The following is an 11,706-nucleotide window of genomic DNA, read 5'->3' as shown; positions in this document are numbered from 1 at the left end:
ATCGGTCCGGAAGGGTATGTGGCCGCCGCCGCGCGGTTGCAGCGCGAGACGCCGGCCGCGCCCGAGCAGGTCGCCAAGATTGCGATTGGGTGCTTGACCTGGCCTGACGGGAGTCAGACGCCGGCGGGCGCCTCGGGAAGGCTCGCGAGGACCGCAGCCTTGAGATCGTCGACCGTGGTGGCCGAGGTGATCACGGCCACCGACGCGGCGTCGGCGGTCTCGAGGATGCCGAGCAACAGGTATTCGCCGCGCAGGGTGGTGTCCCCGCGTTCGCGGGCGATGCGAATCGCGGCCTCGAGCGCCTGTCGCGTCTCGGGGGCGAAGCGGGGGCGCATGCCCCGGCCGCGCGGTCCGCGCCGGCCGCGGCCCGGTTCGAACGGTCCGTCACCGAAGTCAACGTCCTCGCCCGGACCGCCGGGACCGAAACCGCCCCATCCACCGCGTCCGCCGGGACCGAAACCGCCCCGTCCACCGGGACCGAAACCGCCCCGTCCACCGGGACCGCCGGGACCGAAACCGCCGCGTCCGCCCGGGCCACCGGGGCCGGAACCGCCCGGGCCGAATGCGTCGGGACCGCAGATCCCCTGGCCACGGCCGCGTCCTTCGCCGTGATCGTGGTGGCCGCGACGACCACGCGATCCACGGCCGCGGCCTCGACCGCGTCCACGTTCGGGGCGCTCGGCCCAGCCGTCGGCGAGGTCGTCGCCGAAGTTGTCACGTATGGCGGCCCGCACCTTGTCGAGATCGATACCGATGGAGCGCAACGCTTCTCGGTCTTCCTCGTAGCGGTCGGCAGCACTTTGCTCGGCGGCGGTGTCGTCGTCGACGTCGTGCTCGTCGTGGTAGGCGCGGGCCGCGTCACGCGCCCCCGCCAGGGTCAGCCCCTGCTCGGAGAGGATGCCGAACAGCGGCGAACGCGCGTTGCACAGCATTCCGAGAATGAGGTGATCGTTACCGAGCCGGGTGTGCCCCAGGTCGGCGGCTTCCTGCGTGGCAAAGGCCAGCAGCATCTTGTCGTCTCGAGTGAATCGACCAAACATGATGGTTCTCCTTAGAGATCGTGGGGGCCCATCACTGGGCCTCGCGTGATGAATGTTTCTGGTGCACGGCCTGACGGCTGATCTGCAACACATCTGCGATCGCCTGCCAGCTCCAGCCCTTGTCGCGGGCATTGGCCACCTGCACTCCCTCGAGGTGGTCGGCGAGTGTGCGCAGGGCGCGCACTGCTGCCAACCCCCGTGCCGGGTCGTCGCTTGCGGCGGCTCCGGCCAGGTTCTGGGCCTCGGTGGATTCGGTGTTCTCGTCGTGCATGGTGTCAGGTTATCTTGACTGACTGGGCATGTCAAGAATTATTGACGAAGAATTGTTCCGCGACGACGCGGACGACTCAGTGGCAGGTCTGAACTGGGTTTATGCGTGACCGAGAGCGCTGTCAGTACAACCGGAGCGCGTCGCCCTACTCGTTGGCGATGGCCTCGGTGATGTTCATGCGGGCTGCGCGTCGGGCAGGGACCACCGCCCCGACGAGGCACAGCACCACCGATGCCGCCACGAACACGATGGTGATCGGCCGCGGCGAGTAGGCGACGTCGATCGACGTCGTGGCGGCGAGGATCTCGTCGCTCAGCACATGCAGGATGGCGCCGACGACGAGGCCGGTGAGCGCTCCGACGACGGCGACCGCGCCGGCCTCGGCGAGCACCATGCGGGATACAAACCGTCGGGATGCGCCCATCGCGCGCAGCACGCCGAGTTCGCGTCGCCGTTCGATCACCGAGAGCAACAGGGTGTTGAGCAGTGCGATCGCCGCGGCCACCGAGACAATCCACTGGATGGCGACGGTGAAGGCACCGGACTGCTCGGCCTGCCCACGGGTCGCGGCGAGCGCCTCGGCGCCGGAGTACACATACACCGGGGAGCCGCCCTGCGATGGGTTCTCGGCGGCGATGCGTTCCAGTGCCGCGCGGACCGCGGTCTTGTCGGCGTCGGGTGCGGTGATCACCTGAAGGTAGGTGGCGCCGCTGCGATCGAACCACGTCGACAGCAGCGCGTTGGACACCGCGCCGGTTCCGGAGTCGATGGACACGTAATCGACTGTGTCGCGGACGATCACGTCGTGATAGCCGGTCGGCGACGCCAGCCGCAGGGTGTCACCGGTCTCGACGCCGAGGGTGCGTGCCAGCACATTGGACAGCAGAATCCCGTTGCCGTCCAACACTTGTCGCACCGCCTCGGGAGAAGCCTTGCGCATGAACGGCGCCCGGGACCCCGGCACCAGGCCCTGCAGCAGGATGCGGTCGGCACCGGCGTTCACGTTGGCCCACTGGCCGACCACCACATCGGTGACGCCGGGCACCTCCCGGGCCTCCTGATAGATCTCCGGCGACAGCTCCGGCCCCAGGGGCACCTGATCTTTCGACTGTGACGAGATGTAGAAGTCCGGGTCACCGAGACCGTCGAGCGACGACGAGATCGACGACACCAGATTGTCCAGAGCACCGGAGGTACCCATGCCGACGGCGATCGCGACCGCCACCGTCATCAATGTCGCCCAGGCACGACGCGGCGCACGTCGGGTGTTGACCGATGCCAGACGCCCTGGACCACCGAAGAATCGGGCCAACCGCACCACCGCGGCCACCAGGGGCCGGGTGAGTGCGAAGCAGATCAGCAGCGCGCCGACGGCGTACACCGCACCGGCGATGATGGCCGGGCGGCCCGGCACGGTGACGACGATGATCCACGCGGCGAGGACGGTGAGCACGCCGACGATGCCGGCGGTCCAGACGACCACGCCGCGGCGGGGCACACTGTCGGCGACCTCACCGGGCGTCATCGCCTCCACCGGCGACACCGAGAACACCGACCGCGCAGCCAGACTCGTCGCACCGACGCAGGCGATCACACAGGCCATGACGGCGACGACGGGCGCGTAGGCGGGCAGGTGGTAGGCGATCTTGATGGTCACCGCGTCGCGGGTCACCGGCGGCACCGTCGACACCGCCCAACGACCGGCGAGAATGCCGATCGGTACGCCGATCCCGCCACCGATCAGTCCGAACAGTGCTGCCTCGCCGAGCATGTCGCCGACGAGGTTGCGTCGCCGGGCGCCCAGGGCCCGCACCATCGCCAGCGACTGCCGACGGGAGGCGACGGCCATGTTCATCGTGTTGAACACCAGGAACGCCGCAATCACCAACGAGATCAACGACACCAGCAGAGTCGCATCGCGGGTGACCGAGGTGGCGACTTCGGCTTGGCGGGTGCGGAAGTCGGGGTCCACGACCACCGCCCGTCCGCCGACGACCTGGGAGATCCGGCTGCGCAACGCGGCGATGTCGACACCGGGTTTGGCGACGATGAAGATCGAGTCGACCTTGCCGGGTAGCGCCACATCACCGTTGCCGAATTCGCCTTCCTTGCCGGTGAGTCGTTGTGCCAGATCGAGATAGGCGAACATATAGGTGCCGCCGTTGAGCCGGTCGGCCCCCTCGCCGGTCGCGACCCGCAGCACCCGCACGTCGATGCCGTCGATCGAGAGTTGTTGGCCCTCATGGAATCCGGTGTTCGGGCCGACGATCACCCCGTCGGCGAGATCGTCGAGCGACACGCTGGTCCCGCCCTGCACCGACTGCAGGTCACTGGAGAGGGCGGTGACCCGGAAATCGGAGCCCAGTAACGGGATCGGTCTGCCGTCGACGGTGACGGCACCGCGGATCATCGGCACCACCACCTTCGCGTCGGGCACCTCGGTGCGGATCTGGCCGACCAACGAGTCGTCGATCCCGGAGTCGGTGATGGCGGCGACCTCGACGTCGGCGGTCCCGGAGATCGCGGCGTTGAAATCACGGACCGATTCGGTGAACGACCCGTATGTCCCCAACACGGCGACGAGCAACGCCGAGGACACCAGCACCACACTGAGCGAGGTGAATACGCGCAGCCGGTGGGTGCGGATCTCGCGCAGGTTGAGGATGCGGACGCGGGTGAGTCCGGCGAGCACACCAGCGCCGACGGCGCGGACGCGGTTCACGCGATCTGTCCGTCGCGCACCGTGATCGTGGTGTCGGCGACTCCGGCGGCGGCCGCGTCGTGGGTCACCATCACCACCAGGCGACGCCGACCCTCGTGCGCCACCTCCGAGAGGAGGTCGAGGACCGACGCCCCGGTGGCCGAATCGAGGTTGCCGGTGGGTTCGTCGGCCAGCAGGATCGCGGGTTCCATGATGAGCGAACGGGCGATCGCCACGCGTTGCATCTGGCCGCCGGACAACTCCGACGGCCGGTGATCGACGCGGTCACCGAGTCCGACGCGGTCGAGGAGGTCGATGGCGCGGGGTTTGGCCTTGCGCAGTGACTGACTGTCGAGAAGCCTTGGCAGAGCTACGTTTTCCCATGCCGACATCGTCGGCACCAGATTGAAGAACTGGAAGATGAAGCCGACGCGGGTGCGGCGGAACGCCGATGCAGCGTTGTCGTCGAGAGAGCCGAGGTCGACGCCGTCGACGCGGATCGAACCGGACGTGGGGGTGTCGAGCGCACCCATCAGGTGCAGCAGCGTCGATTTGCCGGCGCCCGACGGACCGACGACGGAGACGAATTGGCCGCCCGGTAACGACAGGTTCACCCCGTCGAGGGCTCGCACCCGTTCATCACCGAGCGAGTACTCCCGCACCAGATCGACGGCTTCCACCAGGTTCTGCTCCCCCACCGCTGCCATGGGATCAGATCGTAGTGGGAAGGCTCACCCGGTGAACCGTCCAGTGGCGTAGAACTCATCGAGCACGGCCGTCGCCGCGGTCAGCTCCAGCCCCTGCGATGCCAGCCAGTCGTCGTCGAAATACGTTGTGCCGTAACGGTCTCCGGAGTCACAGAGTAGGGTGACGACGCTGCCGGGCCGACGGCCGGCGACCATCTCGGACACCAATTTCAGTGCACCCCACACGTTGGTGCCGGTCGATCCACCGACGCGCCGGCCGAGCCGATTGCTGATGCACCGGGCGGTGGCGACGGACGCGGCGTCGGGCACGCCGATCATGCGGTCGATGACCTGGGAGACGAACGACGGCTCGACGCGCGGTCGGCCGATGCCCTCGATGCGGGAGCCGAGTTCCGAGGTGATCGATCCGTCGCCGGAGGAGTAGGCGGGCAGGAAGACCGAGTTCTCCGGGTCGACGACGGCGAGCCAGGTCGGATGGCGGCGATAGCGCAGGTACCGGCCGAGGGTGGCCGACGTGCCGCCGGTGCCGGCGCCGACGACGATCCAGGTGGGCACCGGGTGTTCCTCGTCGGCCATCTGCGCGAAGATCGACTCGGCGATGTTGTTGTTGCCGCGCCAGTCGGTGGCCCGTTCGGCCATGGTGAACTGGTCGATGAAATGCCCGCCGAGTTCGGCTTCCAGGGTGAGCGCCGCGTCGTACACGTCGGACGGCCGGTCGACGAGATGGCAACGGCCACCTTGACGTTCGATGAGAGCGGTCTTCGACGGCGAGGTGTTGGAGGTCATCACGGCGATGAACGGCACGCCGATCAGGCGGGCGAAGTAGGCCTCACTGACCGCCGTCGAGCCCGACGACGCCTCGATGACGGTGGTGCCCTCGGTGATCCAGCCGTTGCAGATCGCGTACAGGAACAGCGACCGCGCGAGGCGGTGTTTGAGCGATCCGGTCGGGTGGGTGCTCTCGTCCTTGAGGTAGAGGTCGACGCCGACCTCGGCACCCGACTCGTCGATCCAGCGGGACCATTCGGGCAGTTCGATGCGCAGCAGATGGGTGTCGGCGCTGCGGCGGGCGTCGGCCTCGATGATGCGGACGGCGTTGTCGGCCCAGCCGCGATCGAGGCGGCGGTCGATGTCGACGGTGCGGGTCGGGGCCGTCGGGGGCACGGTGTCGCGGGTCATCAGCCGCGGTTCAGCTGCCGCTGCCGCGCAGACGCGTCTGCAGGTCGTCGTGACGGCGTCGGCGCTGCTCGTCGACGGCGGCGATCTGGCTGTTGACGCGCAACCGCAGCGACTTGAACACCACCATGCCCAACGGCAACGCGATCAACACGCCGAAGACGGCGGCCACCAGGATGGGGACGTCGACCCCGGCCAGCTTGCCGATACCCCAGATGATCGCCGCGAGGACGACCACGAGAGCCAGACGGGCCAGGGTGTACAGGGCGACGGCCAGGGCCAGGCTGCCGGCGCTGCCCTGCGCTTGTTGCTCTTCACTCACGATTTCCAGGGTAACCCGGTGGTCGATTCGGGTCGGCGGAGCGCTGTCAACGCGAGCGAGAGCGCTGTCAACGTGTGCGAGAGCGCTGTCAACGCGAGCGAGAGCGCCGTCAACGTGTGGGTGAGCGCCGTCAACGCGAGCGGGAGCGCCGCAACGTCGACGCGGGCGTCCGGGCGAACCCTGTACGAACGCTGTGTGCACCGCCGTCGGCGCGGTTTCCCACCAACGGTGTGGCAGGGCTTGGCAAAGCACGCGTAAAAGGCGCTGGTGGGGCGTGTGCGCAGGTCACAGGCTTCTTTGCACTCTCTTTACTTACCGCTGACGGTTCGAGTACCTGGGCGATTTGCGTGTATTCATGGTGCACGGCCGCGGCATCGGATTCGCGGCGCAAGAAGAGGGAGTTCTCATGACCGCCATCAATCACCCCATGAGCGTCATCACCCCGGGCATGGCCAGCCAGCACACCCTGACCCCCGGTCAGGTGGCCTCGATGTTCAATGTGAACCCCAAGACCGTGGCGCGTTGGGCCAGCTCGGGCATCCTCGGCTCGATCCGCACCCCCGGTGGGCATCGTCGTTTCCGTGAAGAGGACGTTGTCGCGCTGCTGAACCGTCGCCCCTGACCGAGCCAAACCGTCGCCCCGCGACGACCGATCGCCGACGACCCGTTGACGTCGGACAGATGACCCACTGGGCAACAAACCTCACGTAAACTCGCTTACAGGGAGGTTGCCATGGCATTTCTGTTCACGCTGATCGGCATCGTGGCCGTCGGGTTCCTGTTGTGGCGTGCCTTCGGGCCGCAGATGCCCGACGAGTCACGGCACGTGAGGTCGGCACCGCGGGGGCCGGTCGGCCCCGACGATGATCCCGACTTCCTGAAGGATCTCGACCGGCGTAGTCGCGGTAGCAACGGTTCCGACGCCGACGACCACTGAGTGCGTCCAACCACTGGGTGCGTCCGACCACTGGGTGCGTCCGTCGACTGGGTGCGTCCGACCACTCCCCTCGTCGGCGTCGTACCGTCGCGACCGACGCCCACCAGCCATCCACGCACGACCCGGCACGTACACCCCGGGGCGACGCGACACGGTCGCAACCACGCTCCGGGAAGGGCCCGCACGCCGTCGTTCCGGACGGTCGAGGCCATTGCCCGCGCCTTCGACGTGAGCGTCACCTATCCTCGGCCATCCCGCTCTCGACGCGTGAAGATGCGGTCGATCACCGGCACACCTGCCGGGATCGACCGGACATCGCTGTGTCCGCGGGACCAACCGCGTCGTCAGCCGGTGATCACAGCCCGGCGTAGGAATGCAGGCCGGAGACCACCAGGTTGATGATGAACAGGTTGAACAGCAACGCGACGAACCCGGCCACGTTGATCCAGGCGGCCGCGGTGTTGCGCCAGCCGGCCGTCGCGCGGGCGTGCAGGTAGGCCGCATAGATCACCCACGCGATGAACGAGACGGTCTCCTTGGGGTCCCAGCCCCAGAACCGACCCCACGCCGACTCGGCCCAGATCGCGCCGCAGATGACGCCGAGGCCGAACAGCGGGAACCCGAAGACGACGCATTTGTAGGCGAGGCGGTCGAGGGTGTCGGCGCCCGGGATGTGCGCGACGAGCCGCATCACGCCGCCGGTGAATCCGGAGTCGCTGCGCTTGGGATCCTCGGCCTTGGCGCCCCACTGCATCTTCACCAGGTACAACACGCTCGCGACGCCGGAGACGAGCAGCACGCCCGAGCTGATCGAGATGATCGAGACGTGGATGGCCAGCCAGTACGACTTCAGCGCGGGCACCACCGGCGCCGCCTGGGTGTAGAGCCAACGGCCGGCGATGAACATCAGCAGGATGACCGGGAGCAGCACGAACGACAGCAGCGGCCGGTTGGACGGCTTGCGCAGCACCACGACGCCGGCGATCACGCAGGCCGCACAGGTCATCGAGATGAACTCGTACATGTTGCCCCAGGGCGCGCGGTCGGTGGCGATGCCGCGGGTGACGATCGAGGCGATGTGAGCGGCCAGCCCGACGAAGACCACCGGGTAGGCCATGGCGCCGAGCTTCTCGGAGAAGCTGCGTCGGGTCCCCTGGGCCAGTTTGCCGGGGGTCCGGTCGACCGGCGTCGACGAGCCGGACGCCGACGATCCGGCTGATCCGGCGGTGGCACCGACGAGTTCCTTGGCTGCGAGCCGACGACTGCGGGCGCCGGCGAGCGCCGCGAGGAACAGGAACATCGCGATCACGTAGACGGTGATGGCGGTGCCGAACAGCAGGTCGGAGTACCGCGCCAGGGTCTCGTCGACCTGTACTGCGCCAGTGTTCATCGGTTCACCTCGGTTGTCACTCTTCAGCTTTCAGAGCCTGCGGAACTAGAGTCTGCGGAATTTGGCCGTCCACCCGGTGGGGCGGGCGTCGGGATCGATCAGGGCGGTGGCCTGCTCGTCGAAGCCCTCACCCCAACCGGCCTGGTCGGTCCGGGCGAGCCCGGCGATTTCTACTACAGTACGTCGTTTCGTCGTGGTGGTGCTCGCCCCGCCCGCATCGGCGGCGGTCACCGGCACCAGCCTCGCCCAGATCCGTCGACGACGCACCAGCAGCGACACCAACAGTCCGATGAGCATCGCGATCGCCGAGACCAGCACCCACGTCTGCGCCGGGTCGTGGGACACCTGCACCGACACCCATCGCTGGTAGCCGTCGAAGGTGACCTCGGTGCCGTCGGCAAGGCGGGTGCTCGCCCCCTGCGCGAGATTCACCTGGGATTGCCGCTGCAGCCGGCCTTGATCGATCAGCCCCTGGTCGAGGGTGTACGCGTTCTGCGGCAGGCCGGTGTCCAGGCCGGTGTCACCCTTGTAGATGCGGATGGCGACCTGCGGGTCGTGCGGCACCGGCGACGACGAACTGAGCAGTGTGCCCTGGTAGTCGGCGGTCGGCGCGAACAGACCCTCGATGGCGATCTGGTTCTTGCGGCGGACGTCCTCGTCGGGATACATCCCGGCCGGGGTATCGAAGCGCACCGCCCCCGACGACAGCATCGTCTGCAGTTCATCGGGTATGAAAATGGCTGTCTGCGTCCGCTTTTCACCATTCGGGAAGGTCACGGTGAAGGTCGGCGCGAAACCGTTGCCGAGGACGTAGACGCGGTCGCCGGCCACCCGCAGCGGATCGTTGACGCGCACCGAGGTCTGCTGCCATTCGCTCGGCGCGGTCGTGGCGTTGTCGCTGTAGGACATCGTCGCGTCGTACATGTCGGGCTGACCGTTGGGCAGGAAGGTGGCCGAGAAGTCGTCGACGCGGAAGCAGAACGGCTCGAGGTCGGTGCCGTCGACGAGGGCGCCGGCGCGGAAGGAGTCGTAGACCGCGGTCGAGGTGTTGCACAGGCCCTGGCCGTCCGCGACGAGGCTGCGGGTGCCCTCGTAGCCGTAGATCTTGCCGACGGCGATCGAGACCAGCAGCGCCAGCAACGCGAAGTGGAAGACGAGGTTGCCGAATTCGCGCAGGTAACCCTTCTCCGCGGACACCTCGACACAGCCGTCGGGATACTTGTCCGACGGTTCCCGGACGACGACGCTGCGACGCCAGCCACGCAGGTTGCCGGAGATGCGTTCGGCGAGGTCATCGGGCTCACCGTCGACGGTGGTCTCGATGTGCCGCGGCAGCCGCGCCAGGTTGCGGGGTGCGGCGACGGGGGTGGCGCGCAGGCTCTTGGCGTGTTCGATCGTGCGCGGGGTCAGACACCCCACCAGCGACACGAACAGCAGCACGTAGATCGCGGTGAACCACACGCTGGAGAAGACGTCGAACAGTTGCAGCCGGTCCATCCACTGGCCGACCCAGCCCTTGTCGGCGATGTAGGTCAGCGTCTTCTGCTCGTTGAGTTCACGTTGCGGCAGCAGTGCACCGGGGATCGCGGCAAGCGCCAGCAGGAACAGCAGCACCAGCGCGGTGCGCATCGAGGTCAGCGACCGCCACAGGTTGCGGGCCGGCCACCAGAGGCGGCGGATCGCCCAGCGCGGCTTGTGCGGTGGCGGCGGGGTGGCGGGGACCTCGAGCGGGGTGTCGGCGCGCGTCATACGGGGAGTTCCTGGTTGGTGATGAAGGCGTCGCGGACCCACACGATGAACTGATCCCACAGCCCGGTGACCAGCGCGATACCCACGAGGATCAGCATGACACCACCGAAGACCTGGATGGCGCGGGCGTGGTCACGCAGCCAGCTCAGACTGCGCAGCGCCCACGCCGACGAGAACGCCAGGATGACAAACGGGATGCCCAGTCCGAGACAGTAGGCGACGATGAGGAACACACCCCTGGCGGCGGTGGAGCCCTCGGTGCCGCTGGCGGTGGCGATGACCGCGGCGAGGGTCGGACCCAGGCACGGCGTCCAGCCGAGAGCGAACACCGCGCCGAGCAGTGGGGCGCCGACGATGTTGGACACCATCCGCGGCGCGAACCGGAACTCGTGCTGCATCATCGGCACCAGGCCGATGAAGACCAGACCCATCAGGATGGTCACCACACCGCCGATGCGTTGCAGCAGTTCATGATTGAGGATGAAGGTGCTGGTGATGCCGAGCACGGTGGCGGTGGCGGCGACGAAGACGACGGTGAATCCGGCGACGAACAGTCCGGCGGCCAGTGCCACCCGCGACCGTCCGCGTTTGGCGGGTTCGTCTACGGTCACCGCGGGCGCCTCGGCACCGACGAGCCCGGCGAGATAGGACAGATAGCCGGGCACCAGCGGCACCACGCACGGCGAGGCGAACGAGACGAGACCGGCGACGGCGGCGGCGGCCGCGCCGAGCAGCAATGGCCCCGACGACACGGTGTCGGCGAAGGTCTCCCCGATGCTGCTCACGACGCCGCCTGCGGTGATTCGGCGACCACTTTCGCCACCGCGTCGCCGAGCATCTGCGCGTCGACGGCCTGCAGGAACACCGCGGCCGGACGATGCTGCCGGTCGAGCACGATCGTCGTGGGGACCACCGACGTCGGGGTGGTCAGCGCGGCCAGCGACGCCCCGGGGAAGTCGTAGAGGGACGGGAAGCCGACGTTGCGGTCGGTGACGAAGTCACGCGCCGACTGCCGGTCGTCGCGCAGGTTGATCCCGAGGAACTCCACGCCCTGCGACTTGTACTTCTCGTACACCTCTTCCAGGGCGGCGGCCTCACCGCGGCACGGCGCGCACCACGATCCCCACACGTTGATCACCACGACCTTGTCGGCGAACCGGGGATCGTCCAGCGACAACGGCTTTCCGGTGACGAGGACCTCGCCCGAGATGGTCGCGATCTGCTTGCGGTCGGCGGGGTCGTAGGTGATGACGGTTTTGCCGCCGGGCGAGACGAATTGGAAGGTGTCGCCCTGGGAGACGGCGTCGTCGCCGGTGCTGCAGCCGGCGGCAATGAATGCGGCAATCGAGATAAACAGTGCGAAAACGACTTTCAGGTACCAGGCGGTCCGGGGAGCGGACATCGGCGTGCCGG

The 11,706-nt window shown here is 68.0% G+C and carries 12 protein-coding genes and 1 pseudogene; 3 read left to right on the top strand and 10 right to left on the bottom strand.

Annotated features, from left to right (window positions below; all coding sequences use genetic code 11):
• Positions 1-113: 113 nt before the first annotated feature.
• From ACWETB_RS21485 to ACWETB_RS21460, 6 genes are all read right to left on the bottom strand, one after another.
• Complete coding sequence (locus ACWETB_RS21485; protein WP_449741551.1) at positions 114-1,040, bottom strand: Clp protease N-terminal domain-containing protein; 927 nt, start codon at positions 1,038-1,040, stop codon at positions 114-116.
• 31 nt (positions 1,041-1,071) lie between these two features.
• Positions 1,072-1,311 (bottom strand): helix-turn-helix domain-containing protein, encoded by a 240-nt coding sequence (locus tag ACWETB_RS21480; protein WP_449741552.1) that lies wholly within the window; start codon positions 1,309-1,311, stop codon positions 1,072-1,074.
• A 145-nt stretch (positions 1,312-1,456) separates the two neighbouring features.
• Entirely contained in the window at positions 1,457-4,033 is a 2,577-nt protein-coding gene (locus ACWETB_RS21475; RefSeq protein ID WP_452213505.1) for an FtsX-like permease family protein, read from the bottom strand.
• Positions 4,030-4,719: an ABC transporter ATP-binding protein gene (locus ACWETB_RS21470; RefSeq protein WP_449741554.1), complete on the bottom strand. Its 690-nt coding sequence runs from the start codon at positions 4,717-4,719 to the stop codon at positions 4,030-4,032. Before ACWETB_RS21470 ends, ACWETB_RS21475 begins: the two co-directional genes overlap by 4 nt.
• A 24-nt stretch (positions 4,720-4,743) precedes the next feature.
• Positions 4,744-5,898, bottom strand: a complete 1,155-nt coding sequence (locus ACWETB_RS21465; protein ID WP_452213503.1) for a PLP-dependent cysteine synthase family protein — start codon at positions 5,896-5,898, stop codon at positions 4,744-4,746.
• Between the two features lie 10 nt (positions 5,899-5,908).
• On the bottom strand, positions 5,909-6,220 hold the full coding sequence (locus ACWETB_RS21460) for a DUF4229 domain-containing protein (RefSeq protein WP_449741879.1): 312 nt from the start codon (positions 6,218-6,220) through the stop codon (positions 5,909-5,911).
• Positions 6,221-6,623: 403 nt separating this feature from the next.
• Between ACWETB_RS21460 and ACWETB_RS21455 the strand changes: the two genes are divergently transcribed.
• From ACWETB_RS21455 to ACWETB_RS21445, 3 genes and pseudogenes are all read left to right on the top strand, one after another.
• Positions 6,624-6,839 carry a BldC family transcriptional regulator gene (locus ACWETB_RS21455; protein ID WP_348805092.1) on the top strand — a complete coding sequence of 72 codons (216 nt, stop codon included), beginning with the start codon at positions 6,624-6,626 and terminating at the stop codon, positions 6,837-6,839.
• A gap of 111 nt (positions 6,840-6,950) precedes the next feature.
• A complete protein-coding gene (locus ACWETB_RS21450; protein WP_348805093.1) occupies positions 6,951-7,154 on the top strand; it encodes a hypothetical protein in 204 nt (67 codons plus the stop codon).
• 171 nt (positions 7,155-7,325) lie between these two features.
• Positions 7,326-7,553 (top strand): annotated as a pseudogene (locus tag ACWETB_RS21445) (helix-turn-helix domain-containing protein); the annotation flags it as partial.
• Here ACWETB_RS21445 and ccsB read toward each other — a convergent pair.
• Genes ccsB through ACWETB_RS21425 form a run of 4 tightly spaced genes read right to left on the bottom strand, consistent with a single transcriptional unit; the run spans position 7,510 to position 11,695 of the window.
• Complete coding sequence (gene ccsB, locus ACWETB_RS21440) at positions 7,510-8,544, bottom strand: c-type cytochrome biogenesis protein CcsB (protein WP_452213500.1); 1,035 nt, start codon at positions 8,542-8,544, stop codon at positions 7,510-7,512. The pseudogene ACWETB_RS21445 and the gene ccsB overlap by 44 nt on opposite strands.
• Positions 8,545-8,589: 45 nt before the next feature.
• Entirely contained in the window at positions 8,590-10,293 is a 1,704-nt protein-coding gene (resB, locus tag ACWETB_RS21435) for a cytochrome c biogenesis protein ResB (RefSeq protein ID WP_452213498.1), read from the bottom strand.
• Positions 10,290-11,078, bottom strand: a complete 789-nt coding sequence (locus ACWETB_RS21430) for a cytochrome c biogenesis CcdA family protein (RefSeq protein WP_452213496.1) — start codon at positions 11,076-11,078, stop codon at positions 10,290-10,292. The genes resB and ACWETB_RS21430 overlap by 4 nt, the downstream gene beginning before the upstream one ends.
• On the bottom strand, positions 11,075-11,695 hold the full coding sequence (locus ACWETB_RS21425) for a TlpA family protein disulfide reductase (protein WP_452213510.1): 621 nt from the start codon (positions 11,693-11,695) through the stop codon (positions 11,075-11,077). Before ACWETB_RS21425 ends, ACWETB_RS21430 begins: the two co-directional genes overlap by 4 nt.
• Positions 11,696-11,706 lie beyond the last annotated feature (11 nt).

It is taken from the genome of Gordonia sp. NPDC003950 (assembly GCF_053605205.1).
This window is presented reverse-complemented; position numbering and strand designations above follow the sequence as displayed.